Origin of the sequence: Streptomyces glaucescens (assembly GCF_000761215.1) — a bacterium.
Taxonomy (GTDB): Bacteria; Actinomycetota; Actinomycetes; order Streptomycetales; family Streptomycetaceae; genus Streptomyces; species Streptomyces glaucescens_B.
Genome location: NZ_CP009438.1, coordinates 6,896,481 through 6,916,918, shown reverse-complemented (window position 1 = coordinate 6,916,918; position 20,438 = coordinate 6,896,481). Strand labels below are relative to the sequence as shown.

Below are 20,438 nucleotides of genomic sequence, written 5' to 3'. Positions count from 1 at the left end.
GGACCGGGGTGTCCGCAGCGTGAGACCGGTCCTAGACGCCCAGCGTGCGGGCGAGTTCGCCGGTGGCCCGGACCAGCTCGGTGTCCTGCTCGCCGGCCTGCTCGTCGAGCAGCGACCGGAGCGTGCCGCGCCGGGCGTGCACGGCCTGGCGGGCGGCGCGCTCCCACACCACCGGGTTCTCCCGGTGGTTGAGCAGCTTGGGGTAGGCGCTGGCGGTGTGCTCCCACTGCCGGGCCTCGGCGATGCTGGCCAGCAGCCGGATGATCTGGGGGCGGCAGGCGACCCGGGGCGACTGGGCCAGCTCCCACAGGAAGGGCACCGTCGCGGCCGTCGCCTGCTCGACGACGAAGCCGTACTGGCAGATACGCTTCCGCAGCTCGCCCAGCGCGGCCGTGGCGGTGTCGGCACTGCCCCGGGCGATGTCGTCGAGGAGTCCGGGGATGGCGGCGGCGGAGCCGGTGGAGTCCTGGATCTCGTGCCACGGCACCTCGTCGAGCGCCTGCAGGATCGCGGGGTGCTCGGAGCACTCGGTGCCGGGCTGTCCGGTCGAAGCGGTGCGCATCGCAGGGGGCCTTTCCGCAGCGGTCATGGCAGTGACGAGGAGGTGGTCGACAACCTGGCCCAGACGGTCTTGCCCGCCGGGGGGTGCGGGGTCCAGCCCCACTCCTCGCAGAGGGCGTCGACGATGAACAGTCCTCGGCCGTGCTCCTCTAGGGCGCAGGTGCCGTGGGGTGCGTACACCGGCGGGGCGTCTCCGGGGTCGGAGACGGCGAGCGTCAGGTGACCCGCGTCACGGGTGAGGTCGAGCCAGACCTCCGAGGCGTCGGCCGGGGCCCGCGGTACCGCGTGCACGACGGCGTTGGCCGCGAGCTCGGTGACCACGAGGGCGGCGTCGTCGCCCCGGTGCCCCAGGGACCAGTCCCTGAGCGTGTCCTCGGTGAAGGCCCGCGCCTGCGCGACGCCTTCCTCACTGGCGACGATGCGCAGTGCGGCGGACGTGTGATGCACGGATAAGGGCACGGCATCTCCCTGATGCGACGTCACGGACGCTTCTGTTCCGACGGGTTGACGCACGGTCTATTATCCACGCCGTCGGCGCTCGCGTGCAATTGCACGAGAAATTGCGCGTGAAGTCGAGCAGACCACCGACCCGGGGGCGGACGGCACAGCGGGACCTCCGGGCACCACGAACACCGGGGAGTGAGTGATGTCAGCAGTACGGAACGGGGTACGGGCCAGCTCGCTGGAGGCGCGCTGGATAAAGAGCCGTCACAGCAACGCCGAGGGGAACTGCGTCGAAGTGGCCCCCCTGGCCGACGGCGCCGTGGCACTGCGCAACTCCCGTGACCCCGACGGGCCCGCGCTCGTGTACACCGCGGCCGAGGTCGCGGCGTTCCTGGCCGGCGCCAAGGACGGGGAGTTCGACCACCTGGTGTGAGGACGCGCCCCGGCGCGCGCCGCCCGGCCCACCACCGGCAACTCCCGTTCGCTCCGCGGCACATGCGGTGCGACAGGACGGGACTGCGATACTCTTGTCCTCTCTTCTGCCTGTCTTCCGGGGAGTCAGGATGTACGCCGAGTCGTCGCAGCGCGTCGCGCGCCTGAAGCCGTACCTGGACCGGGCCGAACCCGCCCCGACGCTGCTGAAGATGCTGGTCGGCGTCCAGCTGGCCGGTCTGCGCGAGGACGCCGGACTGGCTCAGGACCAGGCGGCGCGCTCCCTCGGGTTCAGTGCCGCGAAGCTGTCCCGGATCGAGGCGGACGTGCGCGCCCTGCTGAAGCTGTACGAGGCGGACGAGCACGAGGCCTCGGTCCTGCTGGAGCTGCTGCGCCGGGCCGGGGAGCCGGGCTGGTGGCAGCGGTACGACAAGCGGCTGATGCCGGAGTGGTTCGAACGGCTGGTCGGGCTCCAGGAGGCCGCCGCCGCGATCCGCACCTTCGAGATCCAGTACGTGCCCGGGCTGCTCCAGACCCCGGCGTACACCCATGCGGTGGTCCGCCGCGGACTGCCGGTCGCACCGGAGAACGAGGTGCGCCGGCGGGTCGAACTACGGGCCCGGCGCGCCCGGTTGCTGCACCGCCCGGACGCCCCGCAGCTGTGGGCCATCGTCGACGAGTCGGTGCTGCTGCGGGTGCTCGGCAGCAAGGCCGTGATGCGCGAACAGCTGGAGCACCTGATCGAGATGGCCCGGCAGCCGCACGTCACCGTGCAGGTGGTGCCGCTGGACGTCACGAACGCCTCTGCGCCCGCCATCCCGGTCACCTACCTCCGCTTCGGCGGCCTCGATCTGCCGGACGTCGTGTACCTGGAGCACATCCGCAGCGCGAACTTCCTGGAGGACCGCGACGAGACGGAGGAGTACCGGGTGGTACTCGACCGTCTCGCCGACGAGGCGCTGACGCCGAGGGACTCGCTGGCGCTGCTCCGCGAGACGATGGAGCAGCGCTACCCCGCCGAGTGACGGGCCCGCCCGTCAGGGCTTGCGGGCCACGCCGCCGAACTCGATCCACTCGCGGGTGAGCTGGCGGGGCACCACGTCCGAGTCGGGGCGCCAGGTGGACACCTCCACCAGCCCCGGCTCCAGGATCTCCAGGCCCTCGAACCACTCGGCGACGTCCTGCTGCCGGCGGACCCGGCCCCAGCGTCCCTGGGTCGCCTGGGCCATGAAGTCGGTGACGAAGTCCCGGACTTCGGCATCCTCGCTGACGAGCTGGCACATCACCAGGAAGCTGCCGGGCGCGAGCCGCTCGGTCACCCGGCGGACCACGGCGAGCGGGCCGTCGGTGTCGCTGTCCGGGATGCAGTGGAAGACCGAGTTGAAGAGCACGGCGACCGGCTCGTCGAAGTCGATCAGCCGTCGGGTGTCCGGGTGCTCGAAGATCGCCTCGGTCTCGCGCATGTCGGCGTGGATGACGGTGGTGCGCTCGTCCTGTTCCAGCAGCGCGCGGCCGTGGACGAGCACCATGGGGTCGTTGTCGACGTAGACGACGTGGGCGCTCGGGTCGTGGCGCTGGGCGACCTGGTGGACGTTGTCCTGGGTCGGCAGGCCGGAGCCGTGGTCGAGGAACTGGCGGATGCCGTACTCGGCGGCGAGCGTCCGCACCACCCGCTGCAGGAAGCGCCGGTTGTTCAGCGCCAGCCTGCGGGTGCTGGGCACCACCTTGTCCAGTTCCTCGCACGCCGCGCGGTCCGCGGCGTAGTTGTCCTTGCCGCCGAGGTAGTGGTCGTACATCCGAGCGGCTGTCGGTACGTTGGCGTCGATCTCCGTGGAGAGCTGCTTACCGGTCTTCATCGATCCCCCAGCTTGTGGCGCGCCGAGCCGCCTGGCCTCACAGGCTGTCCATCCTAGGGATCGGCCGGTCACCGATGCCAGTGTGTGGAGCAAACTCCCGGGGAAGGTGATCCGGCTGGGATCACCTTCCCAAGGCCCTTTCGCTGCTCAGGAGTTGAGGTACTCCTCGATGCCGGGCGCGACGTGCGCCTCCTCCGCGATCACGATGCCGCCGACCGCCTCGGCGTCCGGCTTGAGGACGTAGGTGGAGACGCTGGCCGGGCGGTTCACGTCGGAGAAGTCCTGCGGGGTGCCGAGGCCGGTGTCGGCGTTCTTCTGGGAGCGGTGGGCCCGTACCACGTCCTCACGGGCGAGGCTGCCCGCCGCGCAGGCCTTCTTCAGGTCGGCGCCGAGGAGCTGGGCGGCGTTGTAGCCGGAGAGCACCCCGGAGTCGACGGGCGAGCCCGGGAACTTCTTCTCGTACGCGGCCACCATCTTCTTCACCCCCGGCAGGTCCGAGCTGACCGCCGGGGCGGCGCTGACGACGTGCAGCATGGCCTCCAGGGCCTTCGCCGCGGGCGTCTTCATCAGCTGCGGCGCGAAGCCGGGCGCGCTGCTGACGATGGGCACCCGGAGCCCGCGGGAGGCGGCCACGCCGGCGAGGGAGGCCGTCTGGGCGGGGCCCGCGCTGATCAGCACGGCCTTCACCCCGGCCTCGCGCAGGGCCGACACCTGCGCGGACAGGTCGGTGTCGGTGGCCTTGATCTTCTGGTCGACGATCTTCAGGCCCGCGCGCTTCGCGGCCCAGGTGGAGCCCTCCAGGGCGTTGGCGCCGTAGTCGCCCTCGAAGTAGACGTGGCCGATCGTGTCGCCCTTCTTCAGGCCCTTGCGGGTGAGGAAGTCGACCGCGGCGATCATATCGACGTCGTACGTGGTGCCGAGCACCTGGACGGGGTCCTTGCCGAGCAGGGAGGCGGCCCAGGCCTGCGGGAAGGTCAGCAGCCGGTCGCGTTCGATGTCGTCGATCAGGGCGGCGACCACCGGGGAGCCGATGACCTGGGGCAGGGCGACGACGTCGGTGGAGAGGTCGGCGTACGCGGTGACCGCCTTCTGCACGTCGTAGCCGTGGTCCTCGACCACGATCTCCACCGTGCGGCCGCAGATGCCGCCGGCCGCGTTGGTCTCGTCGGCCCACATCTGCTGGGCCTGGACGATGCTCTTGCCGAGGGTGGCGTAGGGGCCGGTGAGGTCGGTGAGGGCACCGAGGCGGATGCGGTCGTCGGTCACACCGGGGCCGGCCTTGACGCCGTCGGCGGCGTCCCCGGGCTTGTCGCCGTCCGCCTTGGAGCTGCATCCGGTGCCCGCGATCAGCAGTGCCGCCAGGGCGGAGGCGAGCAGGGTCTTGGAGGTGCGGGAGGTGTTCACGGGGTGTGCTCCTTGGGTCGTGCGGGTGCGGCGGACGGGGCGGTCGCGGGGGCGGATTTCGTACGGCGGGCCGCGAGGCGGGCGCGCAGCCGGCGGGCCAGGCCGTGCAGCCCGTCGGGGGCGTAGAGGAGGACGAGGACGATCGCGGCGCCGTAGAGGTAGCGGGCGGCCTCGGTGGGGCCGACCGCTCCCCCGGTGCTGCCGGGGGCGGCGACCAGCGGCAGGTGGTCGGCGTAGCGGGTCATCAGCAGCGGCAGCGCGGTGACGAAGACGGCGCCCGCGGTGGCTCCGGCGACGGAGCCGAGCCCGCCGATGACGATCATGGCGAGGTAGTCGACGGAGAGGGCGAGCCCGAAGTAGTCGGGCACGATCCGGCGGAAGCCGAGCGCCAGCAGTGCCCCGGCCAGGCCCGCGTACATGGAGGAGACGACGAAGGCGGCCGAGCGGTAGCGGGCCACGTCGACGCCCATCACGGCGGCGGCGGTCTCGCTGTCGCGCACCGCCACCAGGGCGCGGCCGGGGCGTCCGCGCAGGATGCCGCGGGCGGTGACCCAGGTGAGCGCGAACAGGGCGAGGCCCAGGTACCACAGGCGTTCCTCGGCGCCGAACGGCACACCGAGCACGACCAGTTCCGGGTCGGTGTCGGCGAAGGTGAAGCCGCCGACGGTGAGCGGCGGCACCGAGCGGCCGTTGAACCCGCCGGTGACGGAGTCCGCGGTGAGCAGCACGTGGTGGCCGAGGAAGACCAGGGCGAGGGTGGCCACGCCCAGGTAGATGCCCTTGACCCGGCCGGCGAGGGGACTGAACAGGCCGCCCGCGGCTCCGGCGAGGAGGACCGCCAGGACGAGGGCGAGCGCGGGCGGCAGGCCCGGTCCGGGCTCCCCGGCCAGCCAGGCGTAGCCGTAGGCGCCGACGGCGAGGAAGAAGGCGTGGCCGAGGGAGAGCTGGCCCGCCGTCCCGGCCAGCAGGCCGAGGCCGGCCGCGCCGATGGCCGCCGCCATCGCGAACAGGCCGATCCGCAGCCAGAAGGCGTCCACGTAGAACGGCAGGGCGGCGAGGAGGAGGACGAGCGGCAGCAGCCGGCCGCGTTTGAGGAGGTCAGACACGGACCGCTCCCTTCGCGCCGAACAGCCCGGTGGGCCGCACGAGGAGGACGAGCACCATCACCGCGTAGGGGGCGACGTCGCCGAACCCCTCGCCGAGGACGTGCAGTTCGGACTGGTAGCCGGCGACCAGGGCCTCGGTCAGGCCGATCAGCAGGCTGCCGGCCAGGGCGCCGGGCGGGGAGGCCATGCCGCCGAGGATCGCGGCGGGGAATGCCTTCAGGGCGATCTGCCCGGTGGTGCGCTCCAGGCCGGGTGCCGGGAACGCGGCGAGGAAGACGGCGGCGAGCGCGGCGAGCGCACCGGCCAGGCACCAGGCGAGCATGCGCACCCGGGTGAGCCGTACGCCCATCAGGGCCGCCGCCTCCAGGTCCTCGGACGCCGCCCGCAGCGACAGGCCCCACGCGGTGTACCGGAACAGGGCGAACACGGCACCGATGACGACGGCGGACACCGCGATCGCGGCGAGGCGGCTGTCGGCGACGGTCACCGGGCCGAGCCGGGTGACCGAGTCGCCCCACGGGTCGCCGGTGGAGAGCAGGTCACCGCCGATCCGCCGGGCCAGGTCGGTGACCAGGACGATGTCGACGCCGATGGTGACGATGGTCTGCACGTGCGCGGCCCGCGGGTCCCGGTCGCCGCCGCGCAGCAGCAGCCGGTCCAGGGCCCCGGCCACGAGCGCCGTGACCACGACGGCCGCCGCGAGGGCGCCGGCGAAGCCGAGGTCGTCGTGGAGGACGGCGGTGAGGTAGCCGCCGAGCAGCAGCAGCGACCCGTGGGCGAAGTTGAGCACGCCGGACGCCTTGAAGATGACGACGAAGCCGAGGGCGACCAGGGCGTAGACCGCGCCGAGCGCGAGGCCGTTGAGCAGGTGGTCCAGGAAGCCGGTCATGCCGCGTCCTCCCCCGTGTCGTCGGTGCCGAGGTAGGCGCGCAGCACCTCGGGGTCGCGCCGGACCTCCTCGGGTGTGCCGTGGGCGATGGCGCGGCCGAAGTCGAGGACGGTGACCTCGTCGGCGAGCCGCATGACGAGCCCCATGTCGTGTTCCACGAGGACGACGGACAGGCCCAGTCGCTCGCGGACGTCGCGGACGACCTCCGCGGTGCGGACGCGTTCGGCGCCGTTCATGCCGGCCACCGGCTCGTCGAGGAGCAGCACGCGCGGCTCCAGGCAGAGGGCGCGGGCGAACTCGACGCGTTTGCGGTCGCCGTACGACAGCACCGCGACGGGGGTGTCGAAGAGGTCGCCGAGTCCGCACAGTTCGGCGATCTCGCGGGCGCGCTCGCGGTGGGCGCGCTGTTCGCGCACGGCGCGGGGCAGGTGCAGGGCGCTGGCCGCGAAGCCCGCGCGGGTGAGGGCGTGGCGGCCGAGCATCAGGTTGTCGGCGACCGTGCCCTCGGTGGTGACGATGTTCTGGAAGGTGCGGGCCACGCCCAGCCGGGCGATGCGGTGCGGGGCGAGCCGGGTCAGGTCGGTGCCGCCGAGCCGGACGGTGCCGGAGGCGGGGCGGCACAGTCCTGACAGGACGTTGAAGCAGGTGGACTTGCCCGCCCCGTTGGGTCCGATCACGGCGTGCACCGAGCCGGGCGCGACGGTGAAGGAGACGGCGTCGAGCGCGGTGAGACCGGCGAACCGGACGGTGACGTCGCGGACGGCCAGCTCGGGGGGCGGTGTGGTGCGGTCGGTCACGCGGCCCCCCGACCGTCTTCGGCCTCGCCCAGGTACAGGCGGCGTACGGCGTCCGTGCGGGCCAGCTCGTCGGCGGGGCCCGACAGGCGGACCTCGCCGACCTCCAGGACGTACGCGTACCGGGCGAGGGCGAGGGCCATCCCGGCGTTCTGCTCGACCAGCAGCACGGCGGTGCCCTGTGCGTTGATCTCGCGGACCACTTCGGCGATCCGGTTCACCATCAGCGGGGCGAGACCGAGGGACGGCTCGTCCAGCAGCAGCAGACGCGGTGCGGCCATCAGGGCGCGGCCGATCGCGAGCATCTGCTGCTCGCCGCCGGAGAGCAGGCCGGCGGCCTGGCCGGTGCGCTCGGCGAGCCGGGGGAAGAGCGCGAAGACGCGGTCACGGGACTCGCGGATCAGGGCGGGGCTGCGGCGGCCGAGGCCGAGCCCGCCGCTGCGCAGGTTCTCGTCGACCGTGAGTCCGGCGAACACCCGCCTGCCCTCCGGCACCTGGACCACTCCGGCGCGGACCGCGGCGACCGGGTCCTGGCCGTCGAGGGCGGTGTCGCCGTAGCGGATCCGGCCGGCGGTGACCGTCCCGCGGTGCAGGCGCAGGGTGCCGGAGACCGCCCGCAGCAGGGTCGACTTCCCGGCGCCGTTGGCGCCCAGCAGGGCGACCACGCCGCCGTGCGGGACGGTCAGGGAGACCGAGCGGAGTGCGGACAGGGAGCGGCCGTACGTCACGTCGAGACCCTCGACGTGCAGCGCGGGCTCCTCCTCCGGTGGGCTTTCAGGCATCGCGGCTCCTCGGATCCGTGCCACGGCGGCACGGGCGTTCGGTGGAAGGAAGCTCACGACAGCACGCGCGCCGGAGGCCGGGCCAGGGTTACCGGGCTGCTGGGTGCGCGGTCCCAGCGTGGGGGCCGGGGGGTTGTGCGGACGCCCAGGGACGGGAGGGCGCCCGGTGCGGCGCGGGGCCGGCTGCCCGGCTCTGACCAGGGCGGCCGCCCGCCCCGCGCACCGGCACCGGCGTTCCGTCGGAGGCGGCGCCCGCGGGGTCAGCGGGCGAGCAGGCGGCGGGCGGTCAGGGCGAGGCTGATCTCGACCAGGTCGGTGGGGCGGGCCAGGGAGCGTCCGGTGAGGTGCTCGAAGCGGCGCAGGCGGTTGAGGACGGTGTTGCGGTGGCAGTACAGGCGCTCGCCCGCACGCTGCGCGGAGCCGTCGCAGGCCAGCCAGGTGGCCACGGTGTCCAGCAGGACCTCGCGGTCGGCGGGTTCCATCCGGTCCAGCGGGCCGAGCACCCGGTCGGCGAGGGTGCCGCCGAGTTCGGGGGACGAGACGACGAGGGCCGCGGGGAGGTGCTCGGTGAGCCGGACGGTGCCGCCGTCCGGGGGGCACATCCGCAGCGCGGTGTCGGCGAGCCTGCGGGCCTCGCCCACCGACGCGAGTCCGTCGACGGCGCCGCCGACGCCGATCCTGGCCCCGGGACCGCCCGCCGGCTCGGGGAATCCGCCGTCGCCGCCCCGGACGCCCTCGCCGCCCTCGCCGCCCTCGCCGCCCTCGCCGCCCTCGCCGAGCAGGACGATGCCGTAGTCCACCTCGACGCCCGTGTGCCAGTGGACCCGCGCCGCGCCCCGCACCACGGCCGCGCCGCGGGTGCCGGCGCGGCCGCCCTCGGCGACCGCCACCACGAGGAACCGGCCGTTCTCCGGCATGTCCAGCGCCCGCGCGGTCTCGGGCAGGTCGGCGATGCGGCTGGTGCCGTCGAGGAGCGCGGCGGCCAGCAGCCGGACGTTGTTCTCGCGCCGCCAGGCCAGCTGCCGTTCGACCTGCCGGTAGGCGTCGGTGACGATCGTGCAGTGCTCGTCGACGAAGTGCCACACGTCGGCCGCGACGTGGACGAGCAGCCGGACGTCCTCGGGCGCCCGCCGGGAGGTCTCCTCGACCAGTCCCTGCCACACCAGGGAGCCGCCGAGCCGGAAGGCGTGCAGCACGGCGTCCAGCGGCAGGCCCTGTTCGGCGCGGGTGGCGCCGATCCGCCACGAGCAGCGCCGCGCGCCGTCGCGGGCGCCGCGCGGGTCGAGCAGGGAGGCCACGCTGTGCCGCAGCGAGCGGTGCATCTCCTGCCACACGCCGACGGGGTCGCTCTCCACCGCGGCACGGTAGGCCGGTTCCTGGTCCTGTACGACGGCCAGCAGCCGGTCGGTCAGCTCCGCCAGGTCGTCCATCAGCACGCGTGCGGCGCGGTGCAGGACGCGGATGGCGTCGGCGTCGATCAGTGACCGGACGCGCCGGGTGCGTGGCTGCGGCTCGGCGGTCACCGCCGGGCGGGGCGCCATCGTCCGGGTCCGTACGGCAGGGTGCATCGCGGTCCTCCCCCAGGGTCGGGCTTCATGGCGGCGCCCGGTGCCGGGCCCCCGCTCCCCGGGGCCCGCGCGGTGGCCGCCGCCTGACTCGTCCTGCCCGGAAGGATGACATACCGTCCGGTCGGTCCCTAGAGCTGTGCACGGGTCTTTTCCTCCCGTTCGACCAGCCGGGCCAGTTCCACCCGGGACCGCACCCCGAGCGCGGCGAACACGTTGCGGAGGTGGTAGTCCACAGTGCGGGTGCTCACCGACAGGCTCCGGGCCACCTCCCGGTTGGTGGCCCCCTGGGCGACGCACCGCGCGATCCGCCACTGCTGCGGGGTCAGCCGCTCCAGCGCGCCCGCCCCCGGACCCGCCCCGCCGGGGAAGCCGGCGCTCGCCGCGGCGCCGTTCGCCCGCAGTTCCGCGCGGGTCTGCTCGGCCCACACCACGGCGCCGCAGCGGTCGAAGCCGACCAGCGCGGCGCCGAGCCGGTCCCGGGCCTCGCGCGGGCGGCGACGGCGCCGCAGCCACTTGCCGTACAGCAGTTCGGTGCGAGCCCGTTCGAAGTCACCGCCCGCCCGGTCGTGCAGCGCGAGGGCACGGACGTACAGCTCGCCGGCCCGGTCCGGCGGGGCCAGCAGCGCCTGGCAGCGCAGCAGTTGGGCGGGCGCCTGCGGATCGGCGCCGAAGCCCGCCCAGGCGGCGAAGTCCGGCACGACGCGCCGCGCCTCCTCGGCCCGGCCGGCCAGGACGGCGGCCTCCACGAAGCAGGGGACGGCCAGCATCCACACCGCGAAGTGCCCGCGCCGGGGGCCGGGGCACACCAGCGGGCCGAGCCGGTCGGCCGCCTCCAGCGGGCGCCCGCGGCCCAGGTCGGCGCGGGCGGCCGCCCACTGGGCGAGCGTGGCCGGCTGGGCCAGTCCGTGCGCGCGGGCCGTCGCGAGGGCGGCGGTCACATGGCCGTCGACGGCGGTGGGATCGCCCTCGATGGACGCCGCCAGGGCCAGTACGGCGTGGTGGTGGGCGGCCGTGTTGCGCTGTCCGGTGCGCCGCGCGGCACGCAGCCCCTCCTCGGCGTGGGTGCGGGCCTGGGCGTGGCGGCCGGCGCGGAGTTCGGCGTAGGCGAGGTACTCCAGCGCCTGGGGGACGAGCGCGGCGGAGCCCCGGATCCGCGCCGCGGCCAGCGCCCGCGCGCTCGCCGCGGCCGCCGCGGCCATGTCCCCGAGCATCAGCGCGGCGGCGGCGGACCGCAGCAGGACCTCCGGCTCGCCGGCGCTGCGGGCGCGTTCCACGACGCGGCGCAGGGGTGCGGTGGCCAGGTCGAGGCGGGCGTCGAGGAGGGCCCCCGCGCCCAGCCGGTAGTCGTGGTCGTCGGGGCCCCCCGGGCGACGGGGGTCGTCGGGGCCGGCGGGGTGCGGGAGCGGGCCGGAGGCCGGGTCGGGGGCCGGGGCGGGGGCCGGGTCGGGGGCGGGGTCGGGGGTCCGCTCCCGGGGGTCGCCGAGCGCTTCCCGGCACGCCTCCAGGTCGCCCGCGGCCCACGCCGCGTCGGCGGCGGCGAGCGCGGCGGACGCCGCCCGGGCCGGTGCCCCGGCGCCGAGCAGGGCCGCGGCGGTCAGCAGGGTGGCCCGGGCGTCCGCGACCGGCCCGTCCCACAGCTCGGCGAGGCCGCGCACCAGTTCGGCCCGGCCGCGCACCAGGTCCGGCACGAAGGCCCGGCCGCCCTCGGCGAGCAGACGCACGGCCCGCCGAGGGCGGCCCGCGAGCAGTGCCTGTTCCGCGGCCGCCGTGTACCGCTCGCGGCTCACCGGGCCGTGCGGGGTCAGTTCCGCGGCGCGTGCCAGGGCCGTGGCGCGCAGTTCGAGCGAGGACTCCGCCGCCGCGGCCGCCGCGAGCTGCGCCGCCCGGGCGGGGGCCGGCGCGGGCGTGGCCCAGGCGGTGTGCAGCAGCGCGGGCAGTTCCTGCCCCCGGGCGCGCAGGGCGTGGGCGAGGGCGCGGTGGGCGGCGTCGCGGCGGTCGGGGGCGGCCCGGGCGTAGACGGCTCTCCGGGCCAGCGGGCCCGTGAGGCGCAGGCGCCCCTCGGCGCGGACGAGGACGTCGGACAGGGCGTCCGGCAGGTCGGGCAAATCGGGCGGGCCGCCGGGCGGGTCGTCCGAGGGGACGCCGGAGCGCGCGCCGTAGGGGACACGGCAACGAGGTCCGGAAGGGACGCGGGGGCGAGGTCCGGAGGGTGGCGGGAGACCCGGTCCCGTCGCCCGGCCGGCTGCCGCGGCGAGCCGGGGAGCGGCGCCGGGCCGGCCTCCCGTCGCGCCACCGGGACCCGTCGCGCCACCGGGACCCGTCCCGGGCCCGGAACCCGCCGCCAGGCGTCGCCACGCGGCCTGGACGAGGGCGGCGTCGGTCTCGGGCTGCTCCTCACCGCGGGTCGCGGCCGCCGTGAGGAGCAGGAGGTCGTCGGCGGCGGGCGTCGGCGCGACCGGCCACTCCCCGGCGACGCCGGCGAGGAGCCGGGCGTCGGCGAGCGGCCGGGGCGGGCGCCGCTCACCGGAGAGCTGGGCGGGAGCGAGCCGGCGGACCATGGCCAGCAGCAGGGCCGGGTTGCCCTCGGCCTCCTCCAGCAGCTCGTCGCACAGGGCCGGCTCGGCGGCCCCGCCCGTGACGTCGTCGAGGAGGGCGGCGGCGGCCGGCGACGGCAGCGGGTGCAGCGGGAGGACGGGCAGAGCGGCGAAGTCCCGGTCCGCGGGGCCGGGTCCGGCGGCGGTCAGGAGCAGGCCGACCCGGCCGGCCCGGGACAGCCGGTGGGCGGCCCGGACCAGGGCGGCGCGCGAGGGGGCGTCCCACCGGTGGGCGTCGTCCAGGCAGACCAGGAGGGGCCCGTCCCCGGCCAGGTCGCGGAAGGCGCCCAGCAGGGCCGGTGGCGCGGTCCGGGGGTCCGGCGCGCCGGCGGGCACGTGGCCCGCGGCCGCGAGCAGCGCGCGCACCCCGCCGTACGGCCGGGTCTCGGCGTCGCAGCGTACGGACAGCACCGGTCCGGCCCGGAAGGTACGGGCGGCCTCGTCGAGCAGGGTGGTACGGCCGAGTCCCGGCTCGCCCGTCAGGACGAGCACGGCACTGCCGGTGCGCAGCCGGTCCGCCAGCGCGGCCACCACGCGCCGCTCCGCGCTCCGCCCGTGGATCGGCGGGGCCGTCGGCACGGTCGTCTCTGCGGTCATTCCAGCGACGTTACGTGCGAGTAACGGCAGGCGGAAGGCGCACGTCCGCGTCCCGGCGGGCGTCTGTGCCGCCGCCCAACCACCGGGCCCGCGCCGCGTGCCGGCGCACAACGTCCCGGCGAACGGACACGGCGGCCGCGCCCGGGGAGGGCGCGACCGCCGTGGTGCCGTGGGGTGCGGCGGGTCAGGAGGTGTGCGGGCAGTTGCCCCGGTACTCCTCGATGGTCAGGCTCGGGCGCGGCAGCGGGCACAGGAACTGCTCGTAGCGGGTGTCGTTGTCGATGAACCGCTTGAGCCAGCTGATGCTGTACTTCGCGATCGTGGTGTCGTTGCTGTTGGGCGTGAAGTGGGTGGCGTTGTTCAGCTCCAGATACGCCTTGTCCAGCGACGACGGCAGGTTCTGGTAGAACGGCTCGGCGTGGCTGGAGACCGGGGCGATGGTGTCGCCGTCGGCGCCGAAGATCAGGGTGGGCGTCCTCACCTCGGACCAGGTCTTGTCCAGGTTCCACGGCGTCAGCGGGATCGCGGCCTGGAGGGAGGGCCGGTCCTTGGCCGCCTCCAGACTGCCGCCGCCGCCCATGGAGTGGCCCATCACGCCGAGCCGGGTGGCGTCGACCCGGCCGCGCACGGAGCTGCGCTGAGTGAGGTAGTCCAGTGCCGCGAGGAGCTGGTCGCCACGGGAGGCCGGCTGGTCCATCGTGGTGTTGGTGTCGATGGTGAAGACCACGAAGCCCTGGGAGGCCAGCCGCGGGCCCAGCCAGGCGATCGACGACTCGTAGGCGGTGAAGCCGGGTGAGATGGCCACGGCGCCGAAGGTGCCGTCCGCGGTGCTGGTCGGGTAGTAGATCGTGCCGCCGCCGAAGCCGGTGACCGCCAGGGAGGAGACGGAGGTCTGCGAGACGGCGTAGGGGCCGCGCAGGGCCTCGATGCTCGACTGGGTGGGCGCCGGACCGCGCTCGTAGGGGTTGTCGGCGGCGTGGGCGCCGGTGCCGCTGAGCGTGCTGAGCCCGATCACGGCCGCGGTGGCGGCGGCGAGCCCGGTGAGGCGGCCCGTGCGACGGCGTCGGCGCGGGGTGGCGGAGTCGGTGCGGTGCTGCTGCTGCACGTCGAGTCGTCCTCTCTGTCGTGCGCTCTGGGGATGTGGGGTGTGCCGTCGGAACGGCTCGCCCACTGTCGGCGCGGCAGGGCACGACGGGCACCGGCAAAATCACCGGCCTCGTGGCGGGAGGGGGCCTGGTGCCCGGCCCTCCCGGGAGCGGGGCACCGGCTTGCGCGGGCGGCCGGACGGTGTGGCAGGCTCACCGGGGCCGGGCCGCCCGACGGCACCGGCCGTCGGAACGCTCGGCACCGTGGAGAGGCGGCGGAATGCGCATCGGACTGCTCGGCACCGGACCCTGGGCGCGGATGGCCCACGCACCCGCCCTCGCCGGGCACGGGGCGGTGGACTTCGCGGGGGTGTGGGGGCGGCGCCCGGACGCGGCGAAGGAACTCGCGGACCGGTACGGGGTGCGCGCCTACGACGACGTGGACGAGCTGCTGGCCGACGTGGACGCGGTGGCGGTGGCCCTGCCGCCGGACGTCCAGGCGGACCTCGCGGCGCGGGCGGCGCGGGCGGGCCGTCATCTGCTGCTGGACAAGCCGCTGGCCGTGACCCCGGGGCGGGCGCGGGCGGTGGCCGACGCCGCGCGGGAGGCCGGTGTCGCTTCGGTCGTCTTCTTCACCTCCCGCTTCCAGGCCGCCACCGAGGCCTGGATCGCCGAACAGGCGGCCACCGGGGGGTGGTTCACCGGACGCGCCCAGTGGCTGGCCGCGCTGTTCCCCGGGGGCGCGCGCACCTCGGACAGCCCGTTCGCCGCCTCCGCGTGGCGGCGCGAGAAGGGTGCCCTGTGGGACGTCGGACCGCACGCGCTGTCCGTGCTGCTGCCGGTGCTCGGCGACGCCCTGCGGGTGAGCGCCGCGGCCCCCGGTCCCGGGGACACCGTGCACCTGGTCCTGGAGCACACCGGGGGCGCGTCGAGCACCCTCGCCCTCAGCCTCACCGCGCCGCCGGAGGCGGCCGGGGTCACCGTCGAACTGCGCGGCACCGCGGGGGTGGCGGTCCTCCCGGACGGGTCCGAGGCGGTCGTCCCCGCCGTGAGCAGGGCCGTGGACGCCCTGCGCGAGGCGGCCGGCACCGGCCGCCCGCACGCGTGCGACGCCGCGTTCGGCCTCCGGGTGACGGAGATCCTGGCCGAGGCGGAGGCCCTGCTGACGGCCCGCTGACCGGCGGTGCCGCCGTACGCCGGGCCGCCGCCGGCCGGCGTGCGCGGCCTCAGCGCTCACGCGCGGCCGCGACCGGCCCGCCCGATGGCCGGTGGCCGGTGGGAGGCGGGAGGAGGGAGGAGGTTAGGGGCGGGCGTGGGAAGGTACTCCTCGCGGGACGGGAGCGGGCCGCCGGAGGCGGTGCCCCGGCGCCTTCCGGATGCACGGTGCGCTCCCCGGGTGAATGGTGTTATCAGGCCCGTCGCCAGCACCGGGGCCGAACCAACGATCGGACCGAGGAGCGGAGATCATGTCGACTTCACCTTCCGGCGCGTCCCAGCCGTCCCAGGACCGCGCCACCCCGGACAGCCTGCTCCACACCCGCACCGGCACCGATGTGTCCCCGGAGGACCTGGTCCTGGCCTCCGGCAAGGACCTCACCCCGGGCAACCTCGAATGGGCCCAGCGCAAGCTGGACCAGGAGGGGCCGGCGGCCCTCGACAAGCTGCTGCCTTAGCCGGCCGCCCGGCCGTCACCCCTCCTGACGCCGGCCGCCGGCGGCCGGTCGCCCCTTGGCCCCGACTGCCGGCGGTCGATCACGCCCTGGCGCCGACTGCCGGCGGTCGATCACTCCCTGGCGCCCATGGCAGGCGGTCGGCCACATCTGCGACGACCGGCCCCGGGGGCGGCCGTCTTCGCCCGGTCCCTCCGTCCGGTCCCCTAACCCGGACCGGTCCGTCCGGCCACGTCAGGGGACCTGCTCGCCTCGCCGACCCGTCCGTCCGTGCCCCGCAGGGCCCCGTTCCCCGTGAGGGTCCCGTCCCGCGTCAGGGGTTCTCGTCGTCCACCGGCGTCGTCATGTCGTCGTCGGTGACGTGCATCGCGGCCTCCTCGGCGCCCGCGGCGCCCCCGTCGATGCCCACGTCCTCGGCGATCTGCTCCCGCGTCGTGTCGGTGTGGGCGCCCTCGTCCGGGGCGACCAGCCGTCCGGCACGGGCACCGCCCGCCTCGGGGTCCACCGGTTCGCCTTCGCCGCCCGGCAGGTCCCCGATGTCGTCCCCGGCGACCTCCTGGGCGTCGGGCACCTCCTGCGCGAGCCGCTGGTCGAGGCTCTCGCCCTCGTGCTGCTCGGCGGCCGTCGTACCGTGCTTGGTGACGCCCAGCGGCTTCTCCGGCGGCGAGTAGCCCTCGTCGAGGGCGTCGTCGTAGGTCCGCTCGTCCAGCGCGTCCTGGAGGTCCAGGGGCGCGGCGTCCTCCTGCTCCTCGTTCGTGCCGGTGGGCTGGTAGGCGTCGTCCGCCATCGCATCGGTCTGCGCGCGGTCCGTGTCGGCCATGGCTGCCTCCCTGTCGTGCCGGGACTCGGCTCGGATGGTTCGTCCTCTCCGCGTTTCCCGTTCCGCCGCCTCCAACCTGGCGGTTCTCGTCACACCGCGGGGAGACCGGCCCCGGCCGGCCGTCCTCAGGGTGCGGCGTGCGGGCCGTCCGGGCGGGCGGTGCGCTGCTCGGCCGTCGTGCGGCTCAGTTCCGCCGTCTCCTGCTCGGGCAGGCGCTCGAAACCGTCCCCGGTGATGACGGAGACGACCGGGAAGATCCGCCGGCCGACGTCCGGTCTGCCGGTCGCCGAGTCGTCGTCGGCCGCGTCCCACAACGCCTGGAGCGCGGCGAGGGCCGCCTCCCGCCGGGACAGGCCCGGCCGGTACAGCTTCTTCAGCGCGCCCCGGGCGTACGGCGAGCCGGAGCCCTCGGCGTGGAAGCCGGTCTTCTCGTAGGTGCCGCCCGCGACGTCGAAGCCGAAGATGCGGCCCCGCCCGGCCTCGTAGCCGGCCAGCAGCGGGACGACGGCGAGGCCCTGCATGGCCTGGCCGAGGTTCTGCCGGAGCATGGCGGACAGCCGGGTCGCCTTGGCGCCGAGCGACATCGGCGCGCCCTCGATCTTCTCGAAGTGGGTCAGCTCGACCTGGTAGAGCTTCACCATGTCCAGGGCGAGGCCGACCGTGCCGGCGAAGGCGACCGCGGTGTGGTCGTCGGCGGGGTACACCTTCTCCAGGTCGCGCTGGGCGATGAGGTTGCCCATGGTCGCCCTGCGGTCGCCGGCGATCAGCACACCGTCGCGGTAGGTGAGGGCGAGCACCGTGGTGCCGTGCGGCGCGCTGCCCGGGGCGGCGCGGACGCCGTCGGGCAACGGGCTGCGGGTGGGCAGCAGTCCGGGGCGGTGGGCCGCCAGGAACTCGGTGAAGGACGCGCTCCCCGGGGTGAGGAACTCCGCCCCCAGCCGGCCTTCGCTCGTGCCGTACGTCATGCCACTCCCCCTGTTCCTCGGCCCGACATCCCGACTCCTACCAGAAGCCGGCAGCGCGGAAACACCTGTTCCCGTCACAGCGTCCGGCGTCGCACCAGCACCGCCAGCACCAGCAGTCCCGGTATCAGCGGCAGCCACACGGTCAGCAGCCGGTAGCCGAGCACGGCGGAGGCCGCGGCGGGCGGCGGGGCGCCGGCCGCGGTGAGGGCGAGGCCGAGCGCGGCGTCCAGGGAGCCGAGTCCGCCGGGGGTGGGGAGCAGGGCGGCTGCGCTGCTGGCGGCGAGATAGAGCAGGGCGACCCGGGCGGGCGGCAGCGGCAGGGCGACGGCCTGGGTGACGGCGATCAGCGCGACGGCGTGCAGCCCGGCGAAGGCCAGCGAGCCGCCCCACAGGGCCGCCGCCCGGCGCGGCCGGGCGTGCACCGCCCGCACGTCCGCGAGGACGGCGGCGGCGGCCCGGCGGGCGCGCGGCCACCGGCGGGCGAGGGCCGGCAGCACGGCCACGGCCAGGACGACGGCGAGGGCGAGGGCGAGCGCGAGGGTGATCCGGCCGCCGGATCCGGACGGCAGCCGCAGGACCCCGGGGCAGGCCAGCGCGAGCACGGCGATCAGCGCGCCGCGGACCGCCGCCCCGGCCGTCGCCTTGACCGCGAGCGCGGTCGCCGAGCGGCCCGCCGGAAGGCCGCACCGCATCAGGAAGCGCAGGGTCACGGCGCCCGCGCCGACCCCGGCGGGCAGCACGTGGTTGGCGGCGGAGGCGGCGAACTGCGCGGCGACGAGCCGCCCGGCGGGCAGGGCGCGGGGCACCGCGCCCTGCTGGGCGAGCGCGGAGCACGCCCAGGTGGCCGTCACGGCGGTGGCGGCCACCAGCAGCCACCCGTGGTCGGCGACGGCGAGCCGCCCCGCACCGCTGGCCAGCACCGGCCAGTGGCGGTGGGCGAGCCACCCCGCGGCGGCCGGCAGGGCCAGGGTGAGCGGTAACCGCCAGTACCTCCGGCGGGCGGATGAGGGCGTGTACGCCCCGGGCGTCACGCGGGCCCGCCCGCGCGGGCCGGCGAAGGGGCCACGTACAGGTGCAGCCGGTCGAAGCGGTACGGCGCCCAGGAGCGGGCGTACGGCGGCGGGGAGCCGCTCGACGTGCCGAGTGCGGCGACCGGGACGCGGCGGGCGGCGTCCAGGATGGCGGGCACGGTGATGTTGGCGTTGTTCCCGCCGGTCGCGGCGGAGGAGCAGCCGGTGTAGTAGGCGAGCGGGATGGCGGTGTGCCCGGTGAGCAGGCAGGGCGGGCGGACCCCCAGCCGGTGCAGCTCTCCGGCGGTGTGCGCCCAGGCGCGGCGGTCGTCGACGGTGCGCTGCACGGTCCGGTCCAGGACCACGAACTGGACGGCGAGATGTCCGGCCAGTCCGAGCGCGACGACGGTCGCGGCCACCGGGCGCCACCGGCCCCGCCCGGTGGTCACCAGGTGCCACAGCGCGTCGGCGACAGGCAGCGCGGCGAGCGCGTAGGCGGGCAGCAGGAAGCGGGGGGCCGCGTAGCCGATCAGGAACAGGTAGGGCACGGCGGCGGTGACCGCGCAGGCGAGCGGCAGGGCGGTGGGGGCGGGCCGCCGGGCGCGGACCGCGACGACGAGGGCGGTCGCGGCGAGCGCCCACAGCGCGAACCACCACACGGTGACGGCGGGGTGCGGCAGCGGCCCGGTGCAGGGCCGGCACAGGGTGCGGCCGATCAGGCCGCGCAGCTGGTCGTCGACGGCGAAGTGCCAGCCGAGGCCGCCCTGGATGCGGGAGGCGTCGGAGAGCCGCTGGGCCGGTCCGCCGTGGCTGAGGTACGCCTCGACGATCCACTGGGCGCCGCCCGCGGCGAGGCCGGCCACCAGCACGGCGAGCGGACGCCACCGGCGGGTGGCCAAGGCGAGGACGAGCAGGGGCGCCGTGACGTAGACGGCGTCGGTGGGCCGCATCAGCGCCATCAGCGCGGCACTGCCGGCGATGCCCCACAGGGCGGCCCGGTCCCGGCCGGCGGCGAGGGCGCGCAGGAAGCAGCCGGCACAGGCCAGTGCTCCCACGGCCACCCAGTAGTTGGGCATGGCGCTGGGGGCGTAGAAGAGGGTCACCCACAGGGTGGCGAACAGGGCGCCGCCGGTGGCCAGGACACGTGGCGGGAACCGGCCGCTCCAGGTGCGCAGGGCGAGGTGGAGGGCGAGGCCGGACAGGACGGCGAGATAGACCCGCAGCAGCGCGGTGGACGACGACCAGGAGGCGACGGGTGCGACGAGGACGGTGACGCCGCGGGCGCGGGGGGCGCTGAAGAACGCGGCGGGGGCGTGGTCGCCGACCTGGCTGACGTAGACGATCTCGTCCCAGCCCAGGCCCATGGCGGGCGGTACGAGGATGATTTGGACGGCGGTGAACGCGCCCGCCACGACGGCGCAGGCACCCGGCCCGCCCAGACGCAGGGCACCCGCCCGGGTGACGCTCACGCTCTCGGCCATCGCCTCGTCCTCCGGCGGCTCGCGGGCGGGTTGACGCCCCCGCGGTCGGTGATCGGAGGGCATTGTCCGGAAAATCATCCAAAACGTAACCCACGGCGTCGCGGGGCGCAGGACGGGGCGGGGCCGGCCGCCTCGGCCCCGTACGGGCCGGCGCGCCCCTGGCCGGCGCGGCGGGCCGGCGGATACCCGGTCGCACCGCCGCGCCCGGCCACCGGCGCGCCCGAACGGCACCGAGCACGACCGCCGTTGCCACGCCTGGCCACCGGCGCCACGCCCCAACGGCACCGCCCATGACCCACGGTCGCCACGCACAACCGCCGACGCCGCACCCGACCACCGGCGCACGCCCCTGACGACACCGCGCACACCACCGTCGCCAC

General features: G+C 75.8%; 19 protein-coding genes. 4 read left to right on the top strand and 15 right to left on the bottom strand.

Annotated features, from left to right (window positions below; translation table 11 throughout):
- Positions 1-31: 31 nt before the first annotated feature.
- Together SGLAU_RS29935 and SGLAU_RS29930 are read right to left on the bottom strand one after the other, a co-directional pair.
- Positions 32-562 carry a hypothetical protein gene (locus SGLAU_RS29935; RefSeq protein WP_043505680.1) on the bottom strand — a complete coding sequence of 177 codons (531 nt, stop codon included), beginning with the start codon at positions 560-562 and terminating at the stop codon, positions 32-34.
- Between the two features lie 23 nt (positions 563-585).
- Positions 586-1,044: an ATP-binding protein gene (locus tag SGLAU_RS29930; RefSeq protein WP_244315282.1), complete on the bottom strand. Its 459-nt coding sequence runs from the start codon at positions 1,042-1,044 to the stop codon at positions 586-588.
- 163 nt (positions 1,045-1,207) lie between these two features.
- Between SGLAU_RS29930 and SGLAU_RS29925 the strand changes: the two genes are divergently transcribed.
- Both SGLAU_RS29925 and SGLAU_RS29920 read left to right on the top strand, forming a co-directional pair.
- Positions 1,208-1,438, top strand: coding sequence for a DUF397 domain-containing protein (locus tag SGLAU_RS29925; protein WP_043505679.1), 231 nt, complete (start codon positions 1,208-1,210; stop codon positions 1,436-1,438).
- Between the two features lie 130 nt (positions 1,439-1,568).
- A complete protein-coding gene (locus SGLAU_RS29920) occupies positions 1,569-2,462 on the top strand; it encodes a helix-turn-helix domain-containing protein (RefSeq protein ID WP_043505678.1) in 894 nt (297 codons plus the stop codon).
- Between the two features lie 12 nt (positions 2,463-2,474).
- Here the strand turns inward: SGLAU_RS29920 and SGLAU_RS29915 are convergent, their stop codons facing one another.
- The 9 genes from SGLAU_RS29915 to SGLAU_RS29875 form a co-directional block, all read right to left on the bottom strand.
- A complete protein-coding gene (locus SGLAU_RS29915) occupies positions 2,475-3,293 on the bottom strand; it encodes an SAM-dependent methyltransferase (protein WP_043505677.1) in 819 nt (272 codons plus the stop codon).
- Positions 3,294-3,440: 147 nt separating this feature from the next.
- Entirely contained in the window at positions 3,441-4,697 is a 1,257-nt protein-coding gene (locus SGLAU_RS29910; protein ID WP_043505675.1) for an ABC transporter substrate-binding protein, read from the bottom strand.
- Entirely contained in the window at positions 4,694-5,803 is a 1,110-nt protein-coding gene (locus SGLAU_RS29905; RefSeq protein WP_043505674.1) for a branched-chain amino acid ABC transporter permease, read from the bottom strand. The genes SGLAU_RS29910 and SGLAU_RS29905 overlap by 4 nt, the downstream gene beginning before the upstream one ends.
- Positions 5,796-6,692, bottom strand: a complete 897-nt coding sequence (locus SGLAU_RS29900) for a branched-chain amino acid ABC transporter permease (RefSeq protein WP_043505673.1) — start codon at positions 6,690-6,692, stop codon at positions 5,796-5,798. The genes SGLAU_RS29905 and SGLAU_RS29900 overlap by 8 nt, the downstream gene beginning before the upstream one ends.
- Positions 6,689-7,489, bottom strand: a complete 801-nt coding sequence (locus SGLAU_RS29895) for an ABC transporter ATP-binding protein (RefSeq protein WP_043505672.1) — start codon at positions 7,487-7,489, stop codon at positions 6,689-6,691. The genes SGLAU_RS29900 and SGLAU_RS29895 overlap by 4 nt, the downstream gene beginning before the upstream one ends.
- Positions 7,486-8,268 carry an ABC transporter ATP-binding protein gene (locus SGLAU_RS29890; RefSeq protein ID WP_043505670.1) on the bottom strand — a complete coding sequence of 261 codons (783 nt, stop codon included), beginning with the start codon at positions 8,266-8,268 and terminating at the stop codon, positions 7,486-7,488. The genes SGLAU_RS29895 and SGLAU_RS29890 overlap by 4 nt, the downstream gene beginning before the upstream one ends.
- 260 nt (positions 8,269-8,528) lie before the next feature.
- Positions 8,529-9,836: a PucR family transcriptional regulator gene (locus SGLAU_RS29885; protein WP_043505669.1), complete on the bottom strand. Its 1,308-nt coding sequence runs from the start codon at positions 9,834-9,836 to the stop codon at positions 8,529-8,531.
- Positions 9,837-9,964: 128 nt separating this feature from the next.
- Entirely contained in the window at positions 9,965-13,027 is a 3,063-nt protein-coding gene (locus tag SGLAU_RS29880) for a LuxR family transcriptional regulator (protein ID WP_052413958.1), read from the bottom strand.
- Positions 13,028-13,211: 184 nt separating this feature from the next.
- Positions 13,212-14,132, bottom strand: coding sequence for a dienelactone hydrolase family protein (locus SGLAU_RS29875; protein WP_043505668.1), 921 nt, complete (start codon positions 14,130-14,132; stop codon positions 13,212-13,214).
- Positions 14,133-14,392: 260 nt separating this feature from the next.
- On the opposite strand from SGLAU_RS29875, the gene SGLAU_RS29870 reads away from it, so the two are divergent.
- Positions 14,393-15,289: a Gfo/Idh/MocA family protein gene (locus SGLAU_RS29870; RefSeq protein ID WP_043505667.1), complete on the top strand. Its 897-nt coding sequence runs from the start codon at positions 14,393-14,395 to the stop codon at positions 15,287-15,289.
- A 289-nt stretch (positions 15,290-15,578) separates the two neighbouring features.
- Positions 15,579-15,785 carry a hypothetical protein gene (locus tag SGLAU_RS29865; RefSeq protein WP_043505666.1) on the top strand — a complete coding sequence of 69 codons (207 nt, stop codon included), beginning with the start codon at positions 15,579-15,581 and terminating at the stop codon, positions 15,783-15,785.
- Positions 15,786-16,095: 310 nt separating this feature from the next.
- Here the strand turns inward: SGLAU_RS29865 and SGLAU_RS29860 are convergent, their stop codons facing one another.
- The 4 genes from SGLAU_RS29860 to SGLAU_RS29845 all read right to left on the bottom strand — a co-directional run bounded on the left by SGLAU_RS29860 (position 16,096) and on the right by SGLAU_RS29845 (position 20,058).
- Positions 16,096-16,602, bottom strand: coding sequence for a DUF5709 domain-containing protein (locus SGLAU_RS29860; RefSeq protein WP_043505665.1), 507 nt, complete (start codon positions 16,600-16,602; stop codon positions 16,096-16,098).
- Between the two features lie 125 nt (positions 16,603-16,727).
- Complete coding sequence (gene prcB, locus SGLAU_RS29855; RefSeq protein WP_052413957.1) at positions 16,728-17,567, bottom strand: proteasome subunit beta; 840 nt, start codon at positions 17,565-17,567, stop codon at positions 16,728-16,730.
- Between the two features lie 74 nt (positions 17,568-17,641).
- Positions 17,642-18,598, bottom strand: coding sequence for a lysylphosphatidylglycerol synthase domain-containing protein (locus SGLAU_RS29850; protein ID WP_043505663.1), 957 nt, complete (start codon positions 18,596-18,598; stop codon positions 17,642-17,644).
- Positions 18,595-20,058 carry a hypothetical protein gene (locus SGLAU_RS29845; protein ID WP_052413956.1) on the bottom strand — a complete coding sequence of 488 codons (1,464 nt, stop codon included), beginning with the start codon at positions 20,056-20,058 and terminating at the stop codon, positions 18,595-18,597. Before SGLAU_RS29845 ends, SGLAU_RS29850 begins: the two co-directional genes overlap by 4 nt.
- Between the last annotated feature and the right edge of the window lie 380 nt (positions 20,059-20,438).